A 22,752-nucleotide genomic window follows, 5' to 3' on the forward strand; every position below is an offset into this window, starting at 1 on the left:
ATTTTCCCGGTTTTACCTGGACGCTGTCTCAGGCATCTCTCCCGGCTGATTTTTACAATGCCTGCCATTCGCAGGTAAAAATCAGCTCAGGAGCAAACCATGCTGGCCTTCCTCAATCAGGTGCGCAAACCGACCCTGGATCTGCCGCTCGACGTGCGGCGCAAAATGTGGTTCAAACCGTTCATGCAATCGTATCTGGTGGTCTTCATCGGCTACCTGACCATGTACCTGATCCGCAAAAACTTTAACATCGCGCAGAACGACATGATCTCGACCTACGGGCTGAGCATGACGCAGCTGGGGATGATTGGCCTGGGATTCTCCATCACCTACGGGGTGGGGAAAACGGTGGTTTCCTACTATGCGGACGGTAAAAATACCAAGCAGTTCCTGCCGTTTATGCTGATTCTCTCCGCCATCTGTATGCTCGGCTTCAGCGCCAGCATGGGCGCAGGCTCCGTGAGCCTGTTCCTGATGATCGCTTTCTATGCCCTGAGTGGTTTCTTTCAGAGTACCGGCGGATCGTGCAGCTACTCCACCATCACCAAATGGACCCCGCGCCGCAAGCGTGGTTCGTACCTCGGCATGTGGAACATCTCGCATAACCTCGGCGGTGCGGGCGCGGCAGGCGTGGCGCTGTTCGGCGCGAACTATCTGTTCGATGGCCACGTGATCGGCATGTTTATCTTCCCGTCGATTATCGCCCTGATTGTCGGCTTTATCGGCCTGCGCTTCGGCAGCGATTCCCCGGAATCTTACGGCCTCGGCAAAGCCGAAGAGCTGTTCGGCGAGGAGATCAGCGAAGAGGACAAAGAGACCGAAGAAAACGAGATGACCAAATGGCAGATCTTTGTTGAGTACGTGCTGAAAAACAAAGTGATCTGGCTGCTCTGCTTCTCAAACATCTTCCTGTACGTGGTGCGTATCGGCATCGACCAGTGGTCGACGGTGTATGCCTTCCAGGAGCTGAAGCTTTCTAAAGAAGTCGCGATTCAGGGCTTCACCCTGTTTGAAGTGGGCGCGCTGGTCGGCACGCTGCTGTGGGGCTGGCTCTCGGATCTCGCCAATGGCCGCCGCGCGCTGGTGGCCTGCGTCGCGCTGGCGCTGATTATCGCCACGCTCGGCATCTACCAGCACGCCAGCAACCAGTATGTTTACCTGGCTTCCCTGTTTGCGCTCGGCTTCCTGGTATTTGGTCCACAGCTGCTGATTGGCGTGGCGGCGGTCGGGTTTGTACCGAAAAAAGCGATCGGCGCAGCCGATGGGATTAAAGGCACCTTCGCTTATCTGATCGGCGACAGCTTCGCCAAGCTGGGGCTGGGGATGATTGCCGACGGTACGCCAATTTTCGGCCTCACCGGCTGGGCAGGCACCTTTGCGGCGCTGGATGCGGCAGCCATTGGCTGTATCGTCCTGATGGCGATGGTTGCGGTGCTGGAAGAACGTAAAATTCGTCGCGAAAGGCGAGTGCAGAAATTGAAAACAGCCTGAGTGTGCAGGTAACTTCTTTGCCCGGTGCGTTTTGCCGGGCTTTTTTGTTTTGTACGTCCTGCCTTTACCCCGCTTTACACTCTCCCTCCCCTGTATGCTCTACAGTATTTTTGCTGCCGCCTTTTGTGCAGCCTTAGAACGGAGAGCCCGCATGTTAACCCGACGATTATCCTGCCTTGCGCTGCTGATGGCGCTGGCGTCACCCGCAATGGCCGCGGATACCCCTTCCTACGGCGAGAAGCTGGAAGGTTTCGATTACGGCTGGCCGGTAAAACACTTTACCTTTACCTCGCAAAACCAGTCTCTGGATATGGCTTATCTGGACGTTAAGCCGGAAAAACCCAACGGTCGCACCGTGGTATTGATGCATGGCAAAAACTTCTGCGCTGGAACCTGGGACGGCACGATCCGAGCGCTGTCGGCCAGCGGGTATCGCGTGATCGCACCCGACCAGATTGGTTTCTGTAAATCCACCAAGCCGGAGCGGTATCAGTACACCTTCCAGCAGCTGGCGGACAATACCCATGCGCTGCTCACATCGCTTGGCGTCGATCGCGTGACGGTTATCGGGCATTCGACCGGCGGCATGCTGGCGACGCGCTACGCGCTAATGTGGCCGCAGCAGGTGGAACAGTTGGTGATGGTCAATCCGATTGGGCTGGAAGACTGGAAAGCGCGCGGTGTGCCGCATATTACCGTCGACCAGTGGTACCAGCGCGAACTGAAAGTCAGTGCCGACGGTATTCGTCAGTACGAGAAAAACACCTACTACGCTGGGGAGTGGAAGCCGGAATACGAGCGTTGGGTGACCATGCTCGCCGGGCTGAACAACGGGCCGGGCAAAGCGCGCGTGGCCTGGAACTCGGCGCTGCTCTACGACATGATCTACACCCAGCCGGTGATCTACGAATTTAGTGAGCTGAAGATGCCGGTATTATTGATGATCGGCACGAAGGACAACACCGCCATCGGGAAAGATCTCGCCCCGCCGGAGATCCGCAAGACGCTCGGCAACTATGCGGTGCTGGGGAAAGAGACGGCAAAACGCATTCCGCACGCGACGCTGGTGGAATTTAACGATATGGGTCATGCGCCGCAGATGCAGGATCCTGCGCGCTTCCACGAGGCACTGCTGAAGGGGCTTCAGCGCGGCGATCCGCTTTCAGAATGATTTTCCACCTCTTTTCACTGCACTAATAGCGTTTTGCCCGCTGTTGAGGCCTTGCGTTTCCCGCTATGATAAGCGGCTAGTCTGAGGAGAACGCATGGTCTGGATAATGCTGGCAACGCTTGCCGTGGTGTTTGTGGTGGGATTTCGTGTCCTGACCTCAGATTCCCGCCGCGCCATCAAACGTTTAAGCGAACGGCTGGGGATTACCCCGATGCCGATCGAGTCGATGATTGACCAGTTCGGTAAAACACCGGGCAATGAATTTATCCGCTACCTTGAGCGGCCTGACGAGGCGCATCTGCAAAACGCCGCGCAGGTGCTGCTCATCTGGCAGGTCTGTATTGTCGACGGTAGCGAAGAGAATCTGCATACCTGGCACCGTATGCTGCGTAAAGCCCGCCTTGCCGCACCCATTACCGATGCGCAAATTCGTTTGGCACTTGGCTTTATGCGCGAAATGGAGCCCGATCCGCTGGAGCTGAACGCCTTCCAGCTGCGCTATAACCAGCTATTTCTGCCGGAAGAAGGTGTGTTTTATCTGCATTAAGGAAGGTGCGAATAAGCAGGTCATTTCTTCCCAAGCTGACTCGCTGATTAAAATTTCGCGGATCTGGGCCGATTTTTTTCCCGCAAACACATCGAATCAGCCTATTTAGGCTATTTTTTCCACCATTTCTGGCGTTATTTCCGGTTTTTACTGAGATCTCTCCCACTGACGTATCATTTGGTCCACCCGAAACAGGTTGGCCAGGGTGAATAACATCGCCAGTTGGTTATCGTTTTTCAGCAGCCCTTTGTATCTGGCTTTCACGAAGCCGAACTGCCGCTTGATGATGCGAAACGGGTGCTCCACCCTGGCACGGATGCTGGCTTTCATGTATTCGATGTTGATGGCCGTTTTGTTCTTGCGCGGATGCTGCTTCAAGGTTTTTACCTTGCCGGGACGCTCGGCGATCAGCCAGTCCACATCCACCTCGGCCAGCTCCTCGCGCTGTGGCGCTCCTTGGTAGCCGGCATCGGCTGAGACAAATTGCTCCTCTCCATGAAGCAGATTACCCAGCTGATTGAGGTCATGCTCGTTGGCCGCGGTGGTGACTAGGCTGTGGGTCAGGCCACTCTTGGCATCGACACCAATGTGGGCCTTCATGCCAAAGTGCCACTGATTGCCTTTCTTGGTCTGATGCATCTCCGGATCGCGTTGCTGCTCTTTGTTCTTGGTAGAGCTGGGTGCCTCAATGATGGTGGCATCCACCAAAGTGCCTTGGGTCATCATGACGCCTGCTTCGGCCAGCCAGCGATTGATGGTCTTGAACAATTGACGGGCCAGTTGATGCTGCTCGAGCAGGTGGCGGAAATTCATGATGGTGGTGCGATCCGGCAGGGCGCTATCCAGGGATAATCGGGCAAACAGGCGCATGGAGGCGATTTCGTACAGGGCATCTTCCATGGCACCGTCGCTCAGGTTGTACCAATGCTGCATGCAGTGAATACGCAGCATGGTCTCCAGCGGATAGGGCCGTCGGCCATTGCCCGCCTTGGGATAAAACGGCTCGATGACTTCCACCATGTTTTGCCATGGCAGAATCTGCTCCATGCGGGAGAGGAAAATCTCTTTTCGGGTCTGACGGCGCTTAGTGCTGAATTCACTATCGGCGAAGGTGAGTTGATGGCTCATGATGTCCCTCTGGGATGCGCTCCGGATGAATATGATGATCTCATATCAGGAACTTGTTCGCACCTTCCTTAGTTATTCTGGCAATTTCAACATTCACCATCGTTACCACTGAACTTGCGCCTGTAGGGTTATTAACTCCTATTGCAGAGGGGCTCCATTCTTCGGAATCCGCGGTTGGCATGACCGTGTCTCTTTATGCGTGGGTAGGGGCATTAAGCGCATTGTTTGCCTCCGTGTTCCTGGGAAATGTGGCGAAAAAGCGTCTTTTGTTGGTACTCACCGTCGTTCTTATGATATCCAATATTTTGGCCGCCACGGTAAGCACTTACGGTGCTCTACTGAGTGCGCGCGTATTGGGTGCACTTGCGCATGGTGCATTCTGGGCAATGATTGGAGCGACTGCAGTAGCCATTGTTCCTGCCCGTTATATCGGTACGGCAACATCAATCGTATTTGGCGGTGTTTCTGCGGCAAGCGTGTTTGGTGTACCGGTTTCAAATTATATTGGCATTCATTTGGGCTGGAGGCAGGCATTCTGGCTGATGGCAGCACTCAGCGTCGTGGCCTTTGTGGGCATTACTGTTCTTGTCCCGCAAATAAACAATAAAAGCGCGATGGGTATTGATGCTCTCAAAAGAGTGCTGAAATCGTCCACGCTGTGGAAAATTTACTTTGCCACGCTGCTTGCCGTTACCGCCCACTTTGCCGCATTTACCTACATTGAGCCTTGGTTACACATGCAGAGTTTACTCTCCGCTGCTTTTGTTCCGGCTGTGCTTTTAGTTTACGGCATCGCGGGTCTGGCCGGTAATTTCCTGACCGGCGTGTTGATTGATAAATATCTAAAGATGACGGTAGCTTTATCCGTGCTGCTTATCTGTGCGGTGCTGATCTTCCTCGGACGGTCAGGTTCCTCACTCTCTGTCGCGCTCATTTTCACTGCCATGGTTATCTGGGGCGTTGCGGTATCAGGAGTATTTGTCGGATTTCAGACATGGGTGTTACGTATGGCGGAAGATAAAACGTTTCCAGCCTCAGCACTCTATGTTTCGTTTTTCAATATCGCCATCGGTATCGGTGCTTCAGTGGGGGCCTGGATGGTGTCATCGTTCCCGGTCCCCCTCCTTTATATCGTAGCGGGCACAGCCATTGGCCTTTCCATCCTGCTTGTCGCGGTTATTCCTGCGAGCCTTACGACAAAACATTCTCGCGTGGAGAAATCGTACGAGTCAAATTAACGACTGTGCAAGGCACTGCTGAGAAATAAAAAAACGTGACTTTGTTAGCCATAAAAAACCGGGTCTCCCCGGTTTTTTTACGTTGTTGAGCGGAATATATCAGGCGTTCACACCTTTCATGCCTTCTTCCGAATATCGTTCCCCTTTAATTTCTATCTTCCGATGAATGTTGTTCAGCGATTCAACATCGCTTTTTTCCAGAATAACTTCCGCCGCATGAGCGTTTTCAGCCAGATAACGGGTATGCTTAGTGCCAGGAATTGGAACCAGCTTATCGTATTGTGCTAGCAGCCAGGCCAGAGCAATTTGCCCTGTAGTGCAATCGTATTTCTGTGCAAGCGGGGTAATTGCATCGAGCAACTGGCGATTATGATCCAGACTGGACTGAATAAAACGCGCATTATTCTTGCGGAAATCACCGTCTGCAAAATCGTCGTTGCTGAGGTATTTGCCTGTCAGGAAGCCTCTGCCAAGAGGAGAGTAAGGGACCAGGCCGATACCCAACGCTTTCACAACCGGTAGAACGGTATCCTCAATATCACGCGTCCACAGCGAATATTCGGTTTGCAGCGCGGTGACCGGATGTACCGTATGGGCTCGCTGTAACGTTGAAGCCGACACTTCACAAAGACCAATGTGATTAATTTTACCTTCCTTAACGAGTGTGCTCAGGCACTCCATGCTTTCTTCGACCGGCGTTTCGTTGCTGACCCTGTGAAGATAAAAGAGATCAATCCGTTCAACGCCAAGCCGCTTAAGGGATTCGTTACAGCAGCGGATAATATAGTCGGGTGTGTTATTGATAGTGCGGGCATAGGACTCGTCAGGAGAGCGATCGATACCGCATTTCGTGGCAATTTTAAACTGCTCGCGAGTGCTTTTATCCAGCCCGGCAAGAAAGTGGCCGATCAGTCGTTCATTATGACCTCGGCCATATAAATTTGCGGTATCAATAAACGTCACGTTCAGATCGATGAGGTTATGCAATACCTGCAGTGAGCCTTTGTCATCAGTCTGTCCATAAAATTCACTCAGACCCATGGCACCGTAGCCGACGGCACTGACGGTAAGATTTTGAGATAAAGTACGTGTTTTCATAGTTTCTCCTTTTCAGACGCTATGATTGTTTCACCTCAAATGTGGATACTGAATTTTCATTTTCGTTATGCTCAAAAGGTATCAGTCGATGACGATCTCCCTCCTGGCTCATTAAAAACCACAAAAGTTGTCTAAACGTTAAATTCGTCACACTTTTGATGATAAACTGCGCGACTTTTCCGCACGTTTTTATCTTCAGGTGACGCCATGACAGAACATATCCAGCCCTCGACCAGACCGCAGACCAAAGAGGTTTCACGCCCCAACTGGTCGGCGGTTTTCTCCGTGGCATTCTGCGTTGCCTGTCTGATCACCGTCGAGTTTCTGCCGGTCAGCCTGCTGACGCCGATGGCGCAGGATCTCGGCATTTCCGAAGGCGTGGCGGGGCAGTCTGTTACCGTGACCGCCTTTGTGGCGATGTTCGCCAGCCTGTTTATTACGCAGGTGATTGGCGCCATTGACCGCCGCAAAGTGGTTATTCTTTTCAGCGTCCTGCTGACGCTCTCCTGCCTGCTGGTCTCCTTCGCGGAAAACTTCACCCTGTTGCTGCTGGGGCGCGCCTGTCTGGGACTGGGTCTTGGCGGTTTCTGGGCGATGTCCGCCTCGCTCACCATGCGCCTGGTACCCGCGCGTACGGTGCCGAAAGCGCTGTCCGTCATCTTCGGTGCGGTCTCCATCGCGCTGGTGATTGCCGCACCGTTGGGCAGCTTCCTCGGCGGGATCATCGGCTGGCGTAACGTCTTCAACGCGGCGGCGGTGATGGGCGTGCTCTGTATTATCTGGGTATGGAAGGCATTGCCGTCCCTGCCGGGCGAAGCGGCGCATCACAAACAGAATATGTTCAGCCTCCTCAAGCGCCCGGGTGTGCTGGCGGGGATGACCGCCATCTTTATGGCCTTTGCCGGGCAGTTTGCCTTCTTCACCTATATCCGTCCGGTGTATATGACCATGGCGGGCTTTGACGTGGATGGTCTGACGCTGGTGTTGCTGAGCTTTGGTATCGCCAGCTTTGTCGGTACGTCGCTGTCGTCCCAGTTCCTGAAACGTTCCCTGAAAGTGGCGCTGGCTGGCGCGCCGCTGGTACTGGCAGTGAGTGCCACGGTGCTGGTGCTGTGGGGTAGCGATAAGTGGGTCGCCTCGGCGATTGCGGTTATCTGGGGCTTTGCCTTTGCGCTGGTGCCGGTGGGCTGGTCGACGTGGATTACTCGCTCGTTGGCCGATCAGGCGGAGAAAGCCGGGTCGATTCAGGTGGCCGTGATCCAACTGGCAAACACCTGCGGCGCGGCGGTGGGCGGCGTTGCACTGGACCATCTGGGACTGACGTCGCCGCTGGTGATTTCCGGTACGCTGATGTTGCTGACAGCGCTGCTGGTGGCCGGGAAGGTTAAGGCGAAGTAAACCAAATGTCCCCTCTCCCCTATGGGGAGAGGGGACATCAGGCTACGCCGATGCCTTAACCCTTCTACGCGAATCCATCGAAATCAGCACCACCGACGACACAATCAACAGCGTCCCCAGCCAGTCCGGCAGGGTGAACGCCACACCCAGCAAAACCACCGACAGTAATGCGCTGCTCAGCGGCTCAGCGCAGCTCAGAATGCTTGCCTTCGGCCCGCCAATCATCTGTGCGCCTTTCAGATACAGGCTAAATGTTAGCGCCGTACCGATTACCACCAGGTAGAAGAAGGCCAGCAGCAGGCCGCCGTCAATCACAAAGGTGGTCCCGCGTCCGGCGTAGAACGGCGTCAGCATGAGCCCGGCAATCAACATACTCCAGCCGACAATCGGCAGCGTGCCGTAGCGGGCAATAAGTGTTGAGGGATACGTGGTGTAAAACGCGGCGGCAAAGGCCGAGGCGATACCGAAGAACAGCGCGGCAGGGGAGATGGAGAGCGAGGTCGGGTCGCCGTGAGTCACCAGCAGGAAAGTACCTATCAACGACGTAAAAATCGCTGACAGGACAAACACGCCGGGACGCTTTTTTCGCGCCAGCGCAAACCAGGCCACGATAATGGTCGGTGACAGAAACTGCAGCACGGTGGCGGTAGCCGCGTTGGATTTTTCAATCGTCAGCAGGAAGGTGAGCTGCACGGTAAGCGCGCCAACCAGAGAGAAGAACAGCAGGCTGAGGGCATCTTTGCGATGCTTGATGACCGAGAAAATCTTGTCGCCGTGAACGAAAGAAAGCGTCAGCAGGATCACGCCGGTAAACAGCAGGCGAACCATGGTCAGATAAGGCGAAGAAATGTGGCTTTTCTCCATGATGTACTGCGCGCAAACCCCTGAACTTCCCCATAAAACGGCGGCGATCAGGACGTTTAACATCCCTTTGCGTGTGGAACCCATGTTCTCCCCTGCTATGTTGATTTTTTTGTAGCATAACATGGGATATAGCCGGGTTGTGTGCGGCCTGATGCCCTCACCCCAGCCCTCTCCCACAGGGAGAGGGAGAAAACACTAAAAACGGCAACGTTGCGTTGCCGTTTTGCGTTTACCTTGCTAGAACCACGCCTCCCACATCGCGCCGACGTTGAAGTCGTCCAGCGTTTCGTCTTTGGTATTATTCACGCGGGCGGTGCGTTCGTTATCCACTTTGCCGCCGGTCACGTAGAAGCGCAGCATTGGACGGAACTCCGGACCCATGGCGATAGACATGTTCTGCGACAGGGTCAGCTTCCAGCCCTTGTTATCGCCGCCGTTGTCATAATCAACGTGCTGCCAGCCCGCTTCGAGCCAGGTGGAGTGAACGTCGTTCCACCAGTGCATTGGGCGCACGATGGCGTTGTAGTTCTTACGGTTGTCGGTCTTATCACGACTGTTGTCGTAGTCGTGGAAGGCGAGGATGTACTCAACCTGCGTGGCCTGGGTGAATTTGTATAACCCTTCGAAGCTGGCGTAAACCGTGGTCAGATCCTCGGTTTTGTTGAACACGCTGTTGTCCGCATTATCGGAGTAACGCGCGATCACCTTGTTCACGCCGCTGTCGTTGGTGTGGCTCAGCACCACGCCGCCCTGCCAGGCGTTCAGGCGCTCGTCGCTTTCAACCGCTTTGGAGTCAAAGCCGTAGTTAGCGTACAGCTCCATGTCGATCGGGCCGAGCTTCATGCCGTGAATTTTTGACGTCGCGGCGTAGTTGCCTTTGTCGCCCGTGCCGGAACCGCCGGTACAGGTGATGCGCGACGGGTTGGCTTCATCCTCCATCACTTCCGGGCTACAGGATTCCACCGCCGCCACGGCAGCGACGTCAAACTGCACGCCGCCGATGTCGAAGTTCTTCACCCCGGCACCCTGGCCGTCGTGGTTCATCCAGAAGTAATCGTTAATGCCCTGCTGTGGACGCTGATGGAAGTCACGACCCGCCCAGAAATAGGCGTTCGGGTTGGAGGCCATAATGTTGGTCACGCCCGCGTAGGCTTTTTTCAGGTTAACTTCGTCGCCCCAGTGGTCGATCATCACGTTGATGTCCCAGATGGCGCCGTTATCACCCTTGAAGGCTTTAGAGAGCTGGAATTCCCCACCGTTGCCCTCGTTACCCAGACGACCAATCGCGGAGGCGCCGTTGTAGGAACCGTCCACCGCTACGTATTTCTGATCGGCGGCCTGGAAGTGCGCGCCGTAGCGGGCGTAACCGGTAAATTTCACCCCAAATGGGATCGCCATATCCGGGGATTGCGCCGCGCTTTGCGGCTCGGTCACCACGTCTGCCTTTTTCGCGACCGCCGCATCCATTTTGGCCTGCCGCTCGGCCAGCGCTTTGTCCACCGCTTTAGCCACAATGGCGTCGATTTGCTCCTGCGTAAATTCTTGTGCGAGTACAGAAATTGGGCAAAGCGCGGCGATAACCGCCATGGTTAATGGAAGTTTTTTAATCGTATTCATGGTTATCTCAATATAGTTTAATTTTATTCAGACAATAACCATCCCGCTCCGATCTGACAGAGTATGTCGCTATCATCAGAACAAGTGGATCTCTATTTTGGGTACAGAGGTATTACATTAATTATTTCGCCATAGACTATCTCTGATATAAATGAATAATTTCTTCGGATAATTCACGCGCTAATAAGGAGTTCATTAAATGATCCTGGGCATGAACCATAATTAAGGTCATCGGCTGGCGGCCTTCGCCAGCATCCTGCTCAATCAGTTTGGTTTGCATCTTGTGCGCCTGGCGCGCGTAGCCATCGGCTTCGCGCAGCAGACTTTTGGCCTCGTCAATGTTGCCCTGACGCGCTGCGTGCAGGGCTTCAAAGCACAGGCTGCGGGACTGTCCGGCATTGACGATAATTTCCATTACGGCTTCTTCTAGTGCGATCATCATCATTACTCTTGTTCAAAACGATTATTTAAGGCGGTGGCGGCAAACCACTCTCCGCTTTTCTTAATGGTGCGCTGCTGCGTCTCTACATCGAGCTGAATAAACCCGTAGCGATTTTTATACGCATTACACCATGACCAGTTATCAATAAACGTCCACATATGGTAGCCAAGACAATTGCAGCCCTCGCTAATCCCTTTATGCAGCCACGTTAAATGCTCAGAAATAAACTCGATGCGGTATTTATCGTTAATCTGGCCATTTTCAATAAAGCGCTGTTCATTTTCGACACCCATGCCGTTTTCCGAAATAAAGCAGCGCGGGTTGCCGTAATTATCACGCAGGTTAACCAGAATATCGTAAATACCCGGCGCGTAGATTTCCCAGCCGCGGTACGGGTTCATCTTACGGCCTGGCATGTCGTAGTTATCAAAGAACCACTCCGGCATAAACGGCGCCTGCGGGTTCACCGCGCTGTCACGACACTTAACGCGGCGCGGCTGATAGTAGTTCACGCCGAGCAGGTCGATTTTCCCTTCCGCGATCAGGGCGCTATCTTCCGGCTTACAGGCAGGCAGCTGATCGTATGCCTTCAGCAGCGCAACCAGGTCCGCCGGGTATTCGCCGCGCAGGACCGGGTCGAGGAAGCTGCGGTTAAACATCAGATCCGCAATGTGTGCCGCCTTCACGTCCGCCGGGTTTTGCGAGCGCGGATAGGACGGCGTCAGGTTTAATACGATGCCGATTTCCCCCGCGTAGTGACCGGCGCGGTAGGCCTGAACCGCCTTTGCGTGGGCCAGCACGGTGTGATACGCCACGGTGGCTGCCCGACGAAAATCCACCACGTTCGGGTAGTGGAAGTCGTACAGATAGCCGCCTTCCACCGGGACGATCGGCTCGTTGAAGGTAAACCAGTGCAGCACGCGATCGCCAAACAGCTCGAAGCAAATCTGCGCATAGCGGGCGTATGCGTCCACGACTTCTCGGTTTTCCCAGCCACCGATCGCCTGCATCGCCATCGGCATGTCGAAATGGAACAGGGTAATAAACGGCGTGATGCCCTGTTCATTCAGCTCATCAATGACCTGATGATAAAAATCGACCGCTTCCGGGTTCACTTCACCGATACCGTCAGGGATCAGGCGCGCCCAGCTAATCGAGGTACGAAAGCTGTTGTGGTTCAGCTGCTTTAACAGCTGAATGTCCGTTTTCCAGTGCTGATAAAACGTGGAGGTCTGCTGCGGCCCCACGCCGTTGTGAAAACGGTTTGGCTCGCGGGCAAACCAGTAATCCCACGTGGTTTCCCCCTCTCTTGCCCCTTCCGTCTGGAGAGCGGAGCTTGCGCTGCCCCACCAGAAGTTATCGGGAAATGCGTATTTCATGACCTTTCCTCTTTGACTTAATTGCTTGCGGTTTCGGCAGCACCGACGGTCGCCTGCGCTTTCTGCTCTTCGTTTTTCATCAGCGTACGCTCATAGGCACGCAGGAAAGGCAGATACATCAGCGCGGACATCACCATACACACAAGGCACATCACCACCGGGCTCAGCGCCCAGTTCGCCGCCCACGAGGCGCCAATCGGTGCCGGGGTGGTCCACGGGGTTAACGAGACGACCTGCGCCAGCCAGCCGAGTTTGGTTGCCGCATACGCCAGACAGGCGTTGATCAGCGGAACGCACACGAACAGAATGAACAGCATCGGGTTCATGATGATCGGCGCGCCGAACAGAATCGGTTCGTTGATGTTAAAGAAGCTGGGCACCACGCCCATTTTGCCGATGGTGCGCAGATGGGTAACGCGGCTGCGCAGCAGCAGGAACGCCAGGGGTAACGTGGAGCCTACGCCGCCAATCAGCAGGTAGTGATCCCAGAAGCCCTGCAGGTATACGTGCGGCAGCGCCGCGCCGGCCGCCAGTGCCGCCTGGTTTGCCGAGAGGTTCGCCATCCAGAACGGGTTCATGATGCCGGTGACAATCAGCGAGCCGTGGATACCGGCGAACCAGAAGATCTGGCACAGCAGCACGGAGAGCAGAATAGCGGGCAGGGAGTCGGAGGCGGAGACCAGCGGCTCCAGCAGGTGCATGATCGCCTGCGGGATAATCATGCCGGTTTGCGCTTCGATGAACAGGTTCAACGGGTGCAGGGTACCGATCACCACCATCACCGGGATCAGGATCTCAAACGAACGCGCCACGCCGGTCGGTACTTCTTTCGGCAGGCGGATGGTGACGTTGTTCTGCTTCAGCCACGCATAGACGCGGGTGGCGTAGATGGCGGTGATCAGCGCGGTAAAAATGCCCTGGCCGGAGAGATACTGGGTCGAGATTTTACCGTCGGCATACGGCGCGGCGACCAGCAGGAAGGCCATAAAAGCCAGCAGGCCGGACATCACCGGGTCGAGGTTAAACTGGCGCCCCAGGCTCGCCCCAATCCCCACCGAGATGAAGAAGGTCATCACGCCCATGCTGAGGTTAAACGGCAGCATCAGCTGTTCGCGGTAAGTCTGGGAGAAATCCATCCAGCCGCGCGCAAAGCTATTGGTAGTATCCGCCGAAAACGGCGGGAAGATGAACACCAGCATAAACGAGCCGATGATCATGAACGGCAGCGCGGCGGTAAAGCCGTCGCGGATAGCAATCACATACTTTTGCTGACCAAGTTTGGCGGCCAGCGGGGTAATTGACTGCTCAATCACCGCGACCATGGATTGATATAACGAACTCATGTGAACACCTTTTAGTGTGCCGCTTCGATGAGCGACAGAGCATAGTCCAGTACTTTATCGCCACGCTGCATGCCGTAGTCCATCATGTCGATGGGCTGGACCGGAATGCCTTTCGTAGCCGCCTTGTCTGAGAGTGTCTGTAACATGTATTTCACTTGTGGTCCGAGAAGCACCACCTGGTATTGCGGAAACTGCGTATCAAATTCGGAAACACCGTACGCATCTATTTTCACCGGCAAACCACGTTCTTTCGCGACATCGACCATTTTGCTGACCAACAGGCTGGTGGACATCCCGGCAGAGCAGCACAGCATAATCTTGAACATCGACAACCATCCTCTAAATGTAAAAAGTTATTGCGGGAATGATTGGACATTATACGGAAACCGGTTTCCATTCATAAAAGACAGAAGTGTGACAACCATCAAGAACCCTTACTTATGAGGCTAATTAACCGGATGTAAGTCACATAATTTGGCTGTTTTGACATCATTTTGAGTGGAAACGGAAAATCGGTTTCCATGGAAAACGGAAACGGATATACTCCGTTCTGGCTATAATATGAGCCGAAGCGGTCATGGAATTTGCAGGCGCGAGGTAAGCCTGTCAGGGGAAAGAGATGTCGACAATCAATGATGTATCACGTCTTGCCGGGGTATCTAAAGCCACGGTATCGCGAGTGTTGAGTGGGTCGCGTGGCGTAAAGGAAGCCAGCCGTCAGGCCGTTCTGAAGGCAGTGGATGAGCTTAACTACCGGCCTAATGTGATTGCCCAGTCGCTGCTGAGCCAGTCGACGGGATGTATCGGCGTCATTTGCGCACAGGAAAATATTAACCAGACCACCGGTTATTTGTACGCGCTGGAAAAACAGCTCAGCCAGCATCAAAAACACCTGCTGCTGCGCTTCGCGCATAGCAAAGCCGAAGTAATGAATGCGCTCGAAGAGCTCTCCTGCGGTTTGTGTGATGACATCCTCGTCATCGGCGCGCGTTTCCCGCTGGACGTGGATATGGACAACGTCATCCTCGTGGACTGTATGGAGTCCGATAATTCCAATAGCATCCAGTTCGATCACGCCTTTGCCGCTGAAACCGCCTGTAACTACCTGACCAGCCAGGGTCGTCGCCAGATTGCCCTGATCCACCCGCACGGCAGCGGTTTTGCCGATCAGGTGCTGCTCGGCTACAAACATGCGCTGGAGAAAAATTTTCTGCCCTTTAATCGCAACCTCGTCTTTATGGATGCGACCTCCTCGTCCGTTGCGCTACAGGAGCTGCTTAACAACGCCAGCACGCTGAATTTCAACGCATTACTGGTGGCGGACGAGCAAGAAGCCCAGCGAGTGATCCCACAGCTGCAGGCGTTTAATAAATCCGTGCCGGAAGACATTATGGTCTTCAGCCTTGCTGGATCCCTGCACCTGCCGGGTATTCCGGTGATCCCGGCCATTGAATATTCCATGGATGCCATGGCGGCGCGTATCGTGAGCTGGCTGACGGAGAAAACGCAGATGCTGGGTTCGTATGTGCTGCGCGGGGATTTAATTATTCCGGATGTGCGTAAGCGTTAAAAATGTTGTGTAGGCCGGGTAAGGCGCAGCCGCCACCCGGCGAGAAGCACGTTTCCAGCCCTCAATAATCTTCCATACAGTCCACCTGACCAATCGCCGCCCAGTAAGCATCCAGATTGTCGCGCTTGACGGCGGTAACGGCATTTTTGATCAGCAACTGATTGGCCTCGGACGACAAAATCATCTCCTGCCAGGCTTTATCGCTCTGCTTTCTCTGTGGCGTACAGGTTTTCTTAATATCTTTAAGGACCTGCTGCTTTATTTGCGCCTCTTTCGCGGGGTCATCCTTTTCCTGAGCATGGACAAACGCGGCGAAGAGCAGACAAACCAGCAGGCAGATCAGGTGCGCAGCTTTCATCAAAACCCCCTTTAGAAGCCACATGCTTCCCATGAAATATATCGTTACATTCAGTGTAGCGACGCCAGTCGAAAGTATGAATTTTCTCCACGCCACCGGTGTGCGATAGTGAGACGGCACAGAAAACAAGGAGAGAAAATATGCACTTGAGCATTACTGACGCCGTCACGCCGCAGGAAAAAGAAGAGCTACTTGTGGGTCTGAGAGCCTATAACGGACGGTTCCTCGATTTGACGAACTTTAGCGGTGACATAGGCGTTTACGTTCGAGACGAAAAGGGCGTCATGCTGGGCGGCTTAATCGGCGTACGTAAAGGCGACTGGCTGAATATCGACTATCTCTGGGTGAGCGATACCGTGCGGGGCAGCGGTGTGGGCAGCCAGCTTATCAACACGGCGGAAAATGAAGCCAGGCGTAAAGGCTGCAAGCACGCGCTGGTGGATACCGTTAGCTTCCAGGCGCGCCCGTTCTATGAAAAACAGGGCTACCAGCTGCAGATGTCTTTGCAGGATTACCCATACCCGGGTATGCAGCGTCATTACCTGACGAAAGCGCTTTAAATTCTGATTCTGCGGGCCGGGGAAGCGCAGAGCCACCCGGCGATACCCGCATATAACTTATCCTTCTTATTGATTCTTTTTCGTTTTTTATTTCCCCGCCTCGTTGTCGATATAGTCATTGAAACATTCAGCAAAAGGAACTGTCTCGTGAAACGTCGATTGGGTGCGCTGGTCCTCGCTGGCCTGCTGCTGGCAGGGTGCGATCAAAATGGCAGCGATGCCAGACACATTAAAGTAGGCGTCATCAACGGCGCCGAGCAGGACGTGGCGGAAGTCGCCAAAAAGGTGGCGAAAGAGAAATATGGTCTGGACGTGGAGCTGGTCGGCTTCAGCGGCTCGCTATTGCCTAACGATGCTACCAACCAGGGGGAGCTGGATGCCAATGTCTTTCAGCACCGTCCGTTCCTTGCAGAAGATAACAAGGCGCATGGCTACAAGCTGGTTGCCGTGGCGAATACCTTCGTGTTCCCGATGGCCGGTTATTCACGCAAAATCAAATCCGTTTCGGACCTGAAGAACGGTGCGACCATTGCCATTCCAAACGACCCAACCAACCTTGGCCGTGCGCTGTTGCTGCTGCAAAAAGAGAAGCTCATTACCCTGAAGCCAGACACCGGCCTGCTGCCGACGGCGCTGGATATTACCGCTAACCCTAAACATCTGAACATCATGGAGCTGGAAGGGGCGCAGCTGCCGCGCGTGCTGGACGATCCCAAAGTGGATGTCGCCATCATCAGCACCACCTATCTTCAGCAAACCGGGCTGTCGCCAGTGCATGACAGCGTCTTTATAGAAGATAAAAATTCGCCGTACGTGAACATCGTGGTGGCGCGCGAAGACAACAAAGACGCGGAGAACGTGAAGCAATTTATCCAGTCGTATCAGTCACCGGAAGTGGCGAAAGCGGCTGAGACGATCTTTAACGGCGGAGCGGTACCGGGCTGGTAAATTCTGCCTGAAAACGCGGAGTTTAAATTGGCCCGATTCCATCGGTAATCGCCCTTTAACCCACAGCGTGACCTGCGACGTCGGGCTATTCTCCTTATCACACCAACCGGAGGATAGCCCATGAACATTACCCAAATTCGCAACGCCACCCTGCTGATTACCTACGCTGGGAAACGTCTTTTAATCGACCCGATGCTGGCCCCGAAAGATGCTTATCCGGGCTTTCCCGGCACGGCGCATGCCGAACGCCGTAACCCGACGGTCGAACTCCCTGTTGATGTCAACACGCTGCTGAACGCCGACGCGGTGATCGTCACCCATACCCATGACGATCACTGGGATCGCACCGCGGCGGAGCTGATCGCCAAAGACAAGCCGATCTACGTGCAAAACGACCGTGACGCCGCGCTGCTGCGCAGCCAGGGGTTTAGCAACCTGACGGTCATAACCGACGCGACCTTCTTCGGCGATATTCAGATTACGAAAACCCACGGCGGCCAGCACGGTACCGACCGGGCCTACGCCGTGCCGGAGCTGGCGGAGCGTCTGGGCGAGGCCTGTGGCGTGGTGCTGCGTCATCCTGATGAGAAGACGCTCTATCTTGCCGGGGATACCGTCTGGCGTGACGCGGTGGCGGCCGATCTGCAAAAGCACCAGCCGGACGTGGTGGTACTTAATGCCGGATATGCCCACGTGCTTGGTTTTGGGCCCATCATTATGGGCCAGGAAGATGTGCTCAACGTTCATTTCCTGCTCCCACAGGCCAAAATAGTGGCGAGCCATATGGAGGCGATTAACCACTGCCTGTTGACCCGCAGCGCGCTGCGTGAGTACGTTGAAGCCAATCAGGTGAGTGACGTAGTGACCATTCCCCAGGATGGTGAAACCGTTATATTCTGAGTGCGTTAAAGGGAAAGGAGAGACAGATGTCGCTAATCAACGTCGCGATTGTCGCGGTAGACGGGTTCAGCCCGTTCCACTACTCCGTTCCCTGCATTCTGTTTGGCGATTCCGTTTCCGGCGAAAAGCGCTTTAACGTGACGATTTGCGCCGAAACGCCGGGGTTCCTCACCTCAAAAGACGGGTTCGCCCTCAACGCCACGCAGGACTACACCGCCATTGATCGGGCCGATATAGTCGTTGTTCCCTACTGGCAGCACGTCCTCGAACGCCCGCCTCAGACGCTGCTCGACAGCCTGGTGCAGGCGAGAGACAACGGCGCGGAAATCGTCGGGCTGTGTCTGGGGTCGTTTGTGCTGGGCTATGCGGGCATTCTCGACGGCAAGCGCGCTGCCACCCACTGGGAGTTCGAAAATCAGTTCCAGTCGCTCTTTCCGCACGTCCAGTTGGATATCAATGCCCTCTACGTGGATGACGGCAATATCATCACCTCTGCCGGAACCGCGGCTGCGCTGGACTGCTGCCTGTATATCATTCGTCAGCGCTTTGGCAGCGTAGTCGCCAACCAGATTGCCCGGCGGATGATTGTGCCGCCGCACCGCGAGGGCGGTCAGGCGCAGTTTATTGCTCAGCCTGTTCCGAATGACACCCGCGATGCACGTATCAATTGCCTGATCGACTATCTACAGCAGCACATCACCGAACCGCATAGTCTGGACTCGCTGGCGGAGGTGGTTTCGATGAGCCGCCGCACGCTGACCCGTCACTTTATTAAAGCCACGGGAATGAGCGTCGCCGACTGGCTTACCGCCGAACGCCTGCGGCGTAGCCAGATCCTGCTTGAAGCCGGAAATATGCCGATTGAACGCGTGGCCGAGCTGGTGGGATTTAATTCTGCCGTCACCTGGCGACAGCAGTTTAAGGCGCGTTTTGGGGTAAGTCCTGCGGAGTGGCGAAAGACGTTTCGCATTCACCCGTCTTCATAATTCCTTTGCGCGAAATAAAAAGGAGTGGGTGACATCTTCTGGCTGATGTTTACAAACGATTCTAACGAGCGTGACTTAAACCCCGTAGGTTTAGTTTTCTACTATGGCCGCCAGTGTCTTTTTAGCGTGATCCTGATTTTTTTTGCTGTTTGATGCAGATACGTCAGACTGGTTACAAGACGCCTCTCTTCCGGTTAAGATATTCCTCGTTACTTTCCAGAAGAAAAGGTAGTGGCATGAACAATATTGAAACGCAGTTACTTGAATCAGGCTTTACCGCAAAAGAATTAGCGTATTTGAACCGGAACATTAACCGTTATGGTTCATCCTTGCTAGAGGTCGTGCTTGAGTTAGGTAAGCGATTTCTCATGGTCTTGTGTATTACTGCGGCCGTGGCTCTGATTTTCCTGGCGCTTCTTTTTTTCGCTGAGCATTACAATGTTGTTTCCGGGGGCATTTCTCTTTTCATCGTATTGATTATCGTCTGGTTTTTTCAACCCCCGGTCATTACCTACAAAGCCTGGCGCTACAGAAAGAAATACATTAGTTCTGGCCAGATGCATTAGAAATTAAATCAAACGAGACTTTTGCAGAGACACCCCAGCCAACAATTTTCATCGTGAGCGCTGCGCGATTCATTCCGTCGACTTTGCGGTAGAAATCCAGGGGGAGATAGCGAAACAGACGCCATGATTCGGGTTTTCGTATAGCGCCAAATACCGTATAGACGCTTGCTGCCAGGTTTACGCTGTTGAATACTCCCAGAGCTGATTCACGTTTAAATCCCATAAACTGAGCGATATCCATGACACCATCTGCCAGCATCCCTTCGGAGTTTGGTTGATGTTGAAGCGTTCTGTTAATTTCTTTTGAAATGCCATTTGCCCCATCCATCACCAGAATCGCTCCTGCAAGCGCACCTACTGGATTCATTGTCATCATTGCACCTACACCTGCAACAATCTGTAACCCTGAAAGAACAACCTTAATCGACGAGATAACGTAACCGACGACTTTATTATTTTCTTTAACCAGTTCGATCTGAGCAAAAAGCTGAGCTGTACGGGAGCGAATCATTCCACTTTGCTCAAGAAGGCTTTCGTTCTCAGCCCGGATGTTTTTCAGGCATTCCATGCACTCCTCATCACTTCTGGCTGCCCGGGTTGCACTAAATTGTTGCATCACAAACTGCCGGATATCATCCATAAATTTAATCCGTGCAAGTCCGTCGCTGAGATGTTGTCCGCCGACTATATTCGCAGTATTGATAAGCTTCCGGGCTTCAAGATTTATCATGGTTTCAGCCCACGCACGGGCGTTCTGGCCAGGGAAAAGTGCAATATCCATTTAAATTTCTCATCTGATAACCAACACTTACAGATTATCCTGCCAGCAGAAACTGGCAACAATAAATTGGAAAATGTATTGCGAGATAGAAGGCCTACCCCAGCCTCTCCACCCTCGTCTCCCCCTCCGCCATCGACAGCTGGTACAGCGAAAACGATCGCTGTTTCTCAATCAACTTCGCCAGCTCCGGCGAGTGGCTGGTGAGCCAAATCTGCGAGTAGCGGCTGGCCTCGGCGATTAAGCTCGCCAGCGCGGGCAGCATCTGCGGATGCAGGCTGTTTTCCGGTTCGTTCAACGCGATAAACGCCGGTGGGCGCGGGCTTAACAGCGCCACCGCCAGGCACAGAAAGCGCAGGGTGCCGTCGGAGAACTCCGCCGGTTCCAGCGGCCTGCTCAGCCCCTCGCGCTGCATCATCATGCGAAAACGTCCGCCGGTGTTGTCGCTGTAAAACACGCAGCCGGGGAAGGCCTGGTCGAGGATGCGCATCAGGAGCAGTTCGTCGCCAATCTCCACGATGGTCTGAAACGCCGCTGCCAGGTTGGCACCGTCGCTGGCCAGCACCGGGGAACGGAACCCGACCTGCGGGGCACGCATCGCCGAGCCGGATGAGACGGAAAACTCATGATAAAAGCGCCAGTTACGCAGGGACTCGCGCATCTGCGACACTTCCGGGTAAAGATGCGGTTCGCCGAGCTGCCCGAACACCGATTCGTTCTCATACAGCGTGCCGCTGTGGGTCACTTTCTCGTGATGCACGTTATTCAGAAACACCGCCTGATTCTTACGCTTCATCAGCTGTGACGACGGGCGTCGATGCTGGCCGCTCAGCCAGATGGACTCCTCTTTGATCACCGGGTCGAGCTGAAACTGCGAGGGATAGGGCAGTCTCTCCACAAACCCGACCTGCAGCTCGTATTCGTAGGTCTCGGTTTCCACCGCCAGGTTCATCCGCCGCAGCTGGTCGCTGCGGGTTTTGCCTGCCCAGAACACCTTCAGAATGCCGCCCTCGTTCGCCAGCGCCTGGGAGAACTGCCCCTGGGCGGCGCTGTGCATCAGGTGTATCGCCTTGTAAATATTGGATTTCCCGGTGCCGTTCGGGCCGAAGACGATGTTGAGCTGCTCCAGCTCAAGCGACATCTCGCGGATGGAGCGGTAGTTTTGAATGTGCAGGGTGTTGATCACGGGCAGGCCCCTTTTTGCAGAATAAGCCTGTATATAATCACAGTCTTTGAGGTTAAATGCAAAAAAGAGACGACAGTGAGGATGTCGTCTAAACGGGGTACTGCTTTGGGCCTCTACGGGTCAATGGGGCCTTCGCATTTTTGTGATCACTTGACTGCCAGACGCAGACCCAAATCATCAGGATAGGGATCAAAGTAGTTTTGCGTCATCAGATACCGGTCGGGATATTCGGCCAGGTAGTGCTTCAGCAGCGTGATCGGGGCGAGAATAGGTAACTGCCCGTTGCGATAGTGCAGGATCACGTCGCGCAGCTCACCGCGCTGGCGGGTGTTTAGCTGGTTGCGGAAATACCCCTGAATATGCATCAGCACGTTGGTGTGGTTCTTCCGCGAAGCCGGTTTTTTCAGGATCGTCATCAGCTTTTCCCGGTACGCCACGAAGAAGGCGTCCAGGTCTTCCCATTCGTGCAGCGAGGCAACGAACGGGCCGATTTCGCGGTAGCCCGCCTGATGGTGCGCCAGCAGCTGCAATTTATAGCGGCTGTGGAAATCCAGCAGCCCACGTCGCGTCAGACCTTTAGCGCGCAGCGTGTTTAGCTCGTGCAGGGCAAATACCCGCTCAATAAAGTTTTCCCGCAGCACAGGGTCGTGCAGCCGACCATCTTCCTCGACGGGCAGCCACGGGTAGGTTTCAAGAAGGGCGGCGGTGAACAGCCCGACGCCCTCCTTGCGGCCCCGGTTGCCGTTTTCATCGTACAGCCGCACGCGTTCCAGGCCACAGCTTGGGGATTTTGCACAGACGATAAATCCCGAAAGATCGCCGATTTTTGGCAGATATTCCGCCGTAAAGTCGGCCATTTTCTGCGTGAGGTCATCATGAGGCGGCTTGCTGAAACGGAGCTGCGTCTCGCCGCTGTCCGTCAGCGTCAGGCGTATGGCCGGGCGAGGCGTCGGCAGGCCGATCGCCATTTCCGGGCAGACGGGGCGGAAATTCACCCACTGGGCCAGCTCATCCATAACGAAGCCCATACGCTTGTGTCCGCCGTCAAAGCGTACGGCGGAGCCGGTCAAACATCCGCTAATACCGAGCACAGGTTTCGTTGTCATGGTGTGGTCCTCCCGTTCATATAATTAAAACTTACACAACATGACTAATTTGTCCAAGTATTCGCGGAACTATTTTTT

23 protein-coding genes are annotated in these 22,752 nt (G+C 54.4%); 11 read left to right on the top strand and 12 right to left on the bottom strand.

Features of this window, described 5'->3' with window-relative positions; genetic code table 11:
* The first annotated feature begins 99 nt into the window (after positions 1–99).
* The 3 genes from uhpT (at position 100) to G0034_RS00205 (ending at position 3,209) form a co-directional block, all read left to right on the top strand.
* Positions 100–1,491, top strand: coding sequence for a hexose-6-phosphate:phosphate antiporter UhpT (gene uhpT, locus G0034_RS00195; RefSeq protein WP_047343390.1), 1,392 nt, complete (start codon positions 100–102; stop codon positions 1,489–1,491).
* A gap of 151 nt (positions 1,492–1,642) precedes the next feature.
* On the top strand, positions 1,643–2,662 hold the full coding sequence (locus tag G0034_RS00200; protein ID WP_179120400.1) for an alpha/beta fold hydrolase: 1,020 nt from the start codon (positions 1,643–1,645) through the stop codon (positions 2,660–2,662).
* Positions 2,663–2,756: 94 nt separating this feature from the next.
* Positions 2,757–3,209: a DUF1198 domain-containing protein gene (locus G0034_RS00205; RefSeq protein ID WP_032635261.1), complete on the top strand. Its 453-nt coding sequence runs from the start codon at positions 2,757–2,759 to the stop codon at positions 3,207–3,209.
* Positions 3,210–3,356: 147 nt separating this feature from the next.
* Here G0034_RS00205 and G0034_RS00210 read toward each other — a convergent pair whose 3' ends face one another.
* Positions 3,357–4,337, bottom strand: a complete 981-nt coding sequence (locus G0034_RS00210; protein WP_000019473.1) for an IS5-like element ISKpn26 family transposase — start codon at positions 4,335–4,337, stop codon at positions 3,357–3,359.
* A gap of 53 nt (positions 4,338–4,390) precedes the next feature.
* On the opposite strand from G0034_RS00210, the gene G0034_RS00215 reads away from it, so the two are divergent.
* Complete coding sequence (locus tag G0034_RS00215; protein WP_286079225.1) at positions 4,391–5,575, top strand: MFS transporter; 1,185 nt, start codon at positions 4,391–4,393, stop codon at positions 5,573–5,575.
* Positions 5,576–5,674: 99 nt separating this feature from the next.
* Here G0034_RS00215 and G0034_RS00220 read toward each other — a convergent pair whose 3' ends face one another.
* Positions 5,675–6,673 carry an aldo/keto reductase gene (locus G0034_RS00220; protein ID WP_045281342.1) on the bottom strand — a complete coding sequence of 333 codons (999 nt, stop codon included), beginning with the start codon at positions 6,671–6,673 and terminating at the stop codon, positions 5,675–5,677.
* 207 nt (positions 6,674–6,880) lie between these two features.
* Here G0034_RS00220 and nepI point away from each other — a divergent pair, with 207 nt between their 5' ends.
* Positions 6,881–8,071, top strand: a complete 1,191-nt coding sequence (nepI, locus tag G0034_RS00225) for a purine ribonucleoside efflux pump NepI (protein WP_032635267.1) — start codon at positions 6,881–6,883, stop codon at positions 8,069–8,071.
* Positions 8,072–8,113: 42 nt separating this feature from the next.
* Here nepI and G0034_RS00230 read toward each other — a convergent pair whose 3' ends face one another.
* The 6 genes from G0034_RS00230 to G0034_RS00255 form a co-directional block, all read right to left on the bottom strand.
* Positions 8,114–9,019 (bottom strand): EamA family transporter, encoded by a 906-nt coding sequence (locus tag G0034_RS00230; RefSeq protein ID WP_014881941.1) that lies wholly within the window; start codon positions 9,017–9,019, stop codon positions 8,114–8,116.
* 153 nt (positions 9,020–9,172) lie between these two features.
* On the bottom strand, positions 9,173–10,552 hold the full coding sequence (locus G0034_RS00235; protein WP_014881942.1) for a carbohydrate porin: 1,380 nt from the start codon (positions 10,550–10,552) through the stop codon (positions 9,173–9,175).
* 136 nt (positions 10,553–10,688) lie between these two features.
* Entirely contained in the window at positions 10,689–10,991 is a 303-nt protein-coding gene (locus G0034_RS00240; protein ID WP_029741865.1) for a PTS lactose/cellobiose transporter subunit IIA, read from the bottom strand.
* Positions 10,992–10,996: 5 nt separating this feature from the next.
* A complete protein-coding gene (gene gmuD / locus G0034_RS00245; protein WP_179120401.1) occupies positions 10,997–12,373 on the bottom strand; it encodes a 6-phospho-beta-glucosidase GmuD in 1,377 nt (458 codons plus the stop codon).
* Positions 12,374–12,390: 17 nt separating this feature from the next.
* Positions 12,391–13,716: a PTS sugar transporter subunit IIC gene (locus G0034_RS00250; RefSeq protein ID WP_179120402.1), complete on the bottom strand. Its 1,326-nt coding sequence runs from the start codon at positions 13,714–13,716 to the stop codon at positions 12,391–12,393.
* An 11-nt stretch (positions 13,717–13,727) separates the two neighbouring features.
* Positions 13,728–14,042 (bottom strand): PTS sugar transporter subunit IIB, encoded by a 315-nt coding sequence (locus G0034_RS00255; RefSeq protein WP_014830072.1) that lies wholly within the window; start codon positions 14,040–14,042, stop codon positions 13,728–13,730.
* A 293-nt stretch (positions 14,043–14,335) separates the two neighbouring features.
* Between G0034_RS00255 and G0034_RS00260 the strand changes: the two genes are divergently transcribed.
* Positions 14,336–15,286: a LacI family DNA-binding transcriptional regulator gene (locus G0034_RS00260; protein WP_179120403.1), complete on the top strand. Its 951-nt coding sequence runs from the start codon at positions 14,336–14,338 to the stop codon at positions 15,284–15,286.
* Positions 15,287–15,347: 61 nt separating this feature from the next.
* On the opposite strand, the gene G0034_RS00265 is transcribed toward G0034_RS00260, so the two are convergent.
* Positions 15,348–15,644, bottom strand: coding sequence for a YicS family protein (locus G0034_RS00265; RefSeq protein ID WP_179120404.1), 297 nt, complete (start codon positions 15,642–15,644; stop codon positions 15,348–15,350).
* Positions 15,645–15,784: 140 nt separating this feature from the next.
* On the opposite strand from G0034_RS00265, the gene G0034_RS00270 reads away from it, so the two are divergent.
* The 5 genes from G0034_RS00270 (at position 15,785) to G0034_RS00290 (ending at position 19,604) form a co-directional block, all read left to right on the top strand.
* A complete protein-coding gene (locus G0034_RS00270; protein ID WP_014881948.1) occupies positions 15,785–16,204 on the top strand; it encodes a GNAT family N-acetyltransferase in 420 nt (139 codons plus the stop codon).
* 147 nt (positions 16,205–16,351) lie between these two features.
* Entirely contained in the window at positions 16,352–17,152 is an 801-nt protein-coding gene (gene nlpA / locus G0034_RS00275) for a lipoprotein NlpA (RefSeq protein WP_045134481.1), read from the top strand.
* 120 nt (positions 17,153–17,272) lie between these two features.
* Positions 17,273–18,052 (top strand): MBL fold metallo-hydrolase, encoded by a 780-nt coding sequence (locus G0034_RS00280; protein WP_179120405.1) that lies wholly within the window; start codon positions 17,273–17,275, stop codon positions 18,050–18,052.
* A 26-nt stretch (positions 18,053–18,078) separates the two neighbouring features.
* Positions 18,079–19,038 carry a GlxA family transcriptional regulator gene (locus G0034_RS00285; RefSeq protein ID WP_179120406.1) on the top strand — a complete coding sequence of 320 codons (960 nt, stop codon included), beginning with the start codon at positions 18,079–18,081 and terminating at the stop codon, positions 19,036–19,038.
* A gap of 236 nt (positions 19,039–19,274) precedes the next feature.
* Positions 19,275–19,604 (top strand): hypothetical protein, encoded by a 330-nt coding sequence (locus tag G0034_RS00290; RefSeq protein ID WP_023336508.1) that lies wholly within the window; start codon positions 19,275–19,277, stop codon positions 19,602–19,604.
* Here the strand turns inward: G0034_RS00290 and G0034_RS00295 are convergent.
* From G0034_RS00295 to G0034_RS00305, 3 genes are all read right to left on the bottom strand, one after another.
* Positions 19,582–20,385 carry a DUF4225 domain-containing protein gene (locus tag G0034_RS00295; RefSeq protein ID WP_023336509.1) on the bottom strand — a complete coding sequence of 268 codons (804 nt, stop codon included), beginning with the start codon at positions 20,383–20,385 and terminating at the stop codon, positions 19,582–19,584. The genes G0034_RS00290 and G0034_RS00295 overlap by 23 nt on opposite strands.
* A gap of 94 nt (positions 20,386–20,479) precedes the next feature.
* Positions 20,480–21,568: an AAA family ATPase gene (locus G0034_RS00300; RefSeq protein WP_032635276.1), complete on the bottom strand. Its 1,089-nt coding sequence runs from the start codon at positions 21,566–21,568 to the stop codon at positions 20,480–20,482.
* 146 nt (positions 21,569–21,714) lie between these two features.
* Complete coding sequence (locus tag G0034_RS00305; protein ID WP_023336511.1) at positions 21,715–22,674, bottom strand: YbgA family protein; 960 nt, start codon at positions 22,672–22,674, stop codon at positions 21,715–21,717.
* Positions 22,675–22,752: the final 78 nt, after the last annotated feature.

The organism is Enterobacter sp. T2, assembly GCF_010692925.1.
Classification (GTDB): domain Bacteria; phylum Pseudomonadota; class Gammaproteobacteria; order Enterobacterales; family Enterobacteriaceae; genus Enterobacter; species Enterobacter kobei.

What these genes read in the sequence shown, in the direction of transcription:
- uhpT (WP_047343390.1), top strand. Translation starts at nt 100, where the DNA reads ATGCTGGCCTTCCTCAATCAGGTGCGCAAACCGACCCTGGATCTGCCG.
- G0034_RS00280 (WP_179120405.1), top strand. Translation starts at nt 17,273, where the DNA reads ATGAACATTACCCAAATTCGCAACGCCACCCTGCTGATTACCTACGCT.
- G0034_RS00230 (WP_014881941.1), bottom strand. Translation starts at nt 9,019, where the DNA reads ATGGGTTCCACACGCAAAGGGATGTTAAACGTCCTGATCGCCGCCGTT.
- G0034_RS00210 (WP_000019473.1), bottom strand. Translation starts at nt 4,337, where the DNA reads ATGAGCCATCAACTCACCTTCGCCGATAGTGAATTCAGCACTAAGCGC.
- G0034_RS00290 (WP_023336508.1), top strand. Translation starts at nt 19,275, where the DNA reads ATGAACAATATTGAAACGCAGTTACTTGAATCAGGCTTTACCGCAAAA.
- G0034_RS00250 (WP_179120402.1), bottom strand. Translation starts at nt 13,716, where the DNA reads ATGAGTTCGTTATATCAATCCATGGTCGCGGTGATTGAGCAGTCAATT.
- G0034_RS00200 (WP_179120400.1), top strand. Translation starts at nt 1,643, where the DNA reads ATGTTAACCCGACGATTATCCTGCCTTGCGCTGCTGATGGCGCTGGCG.
- G0034_RS00220 (WP_045281342.1), bottom strand. Translation starts at nt 6,673, where the DNA reads ATGAAAACACGTACTTTATCTCAAAATCTTACCGTCAGTGCCGTCGGC.
- G0034_RS00235 (WP_014881942.1), bottom strand. Translation starts at nt 10,552, where the DNA reads ATGAATACGATTAAAAAACTTCCATTAACCATGGCGGTTATCGCCGCG.
- G0034_RS00260 (WP_179120403.1), top strand. Translation starts at nt 14,336, where the DNA reads ATGTCGACAATCAATGATGTATCACGTCTTGCCGGGGTATCTAAAGCC.
- nepI (WP_032635267.1), top strand. Translation starts at nt 6,881, where the DNA reads ATGACAGAACATATCCAGCCCTCGACCAGACCGCAGACCAAAGAGGTT.
- G0034_RS00205 (WP_032635261.1), top strand. Translation starts at nt 2,757, where the DNA reads ATGGTCTGGATAATGCTGGCAACGCTTGCCGTGGTGTTTGTGGTGGGA.
- G0034_RS00270 (WP_014881948.1), top strand. Translation starts at nt 15,785, where the DNA reads ATGCACTTGAGCATTACTGACGCCGTCACGCCGCAGGAAAAAGAAGAG.
- G0034_RS00255 (WP_014830072.1), bottom strand. Translation starts at nt 14,042, where the DNA reads ATGTTCAAGATTATGCTGTGCTGCTCTGCCGGGATGTCCACCAGCCTG.
- G0034_RS00285 (WP_179120406.1), top strand. Translation starts at nt 18,079, where the DNA reads ATGTCGCTAATCAACGTCGCGATTGTCGCGGTAGACGGGTTCAGCCCG.
- G0034_RS00305 (WP_023336511.1), bottom strand. Translation starts at nt 22,674, where the DNA reads ATGACAACGAAACCTGTGCTCGGTATTAGCGGATGTTTGACCGGCTCC.
- G0034_RS00240 (WP_029741865.1), bottom strand. Translation starts at nt 10,991, where the DNA reads ATGATCGCACTAGAAGAAGCCGTAATGGAAATTATCGTCAATGCCGGA.
- G0034_RS00295 (WP_023336509.1), bottom strand. Translation starts at nt 20,385, where the DNA reads ATGGATATTGCACTTTTCCCTGGCCAGAACGCCCGTGCGTGGGCTGAA.
- gmuD (WP_179120401.1), bottom strand. Translation starts at nt 12,373, where the DNA reads ATGAAATACGCATTTCCCGATAACTTCTGGTGGGGCAGCGCAAGCTCC.
- G0034_RS00265 (WP_179120404.1), bottom strand. Translation starts at nt 15,644, where the DNA reads ATGAAAGCTGCGCACCTGATCTGCCTGCTGGTTTGTCTGCTCTTCGCC.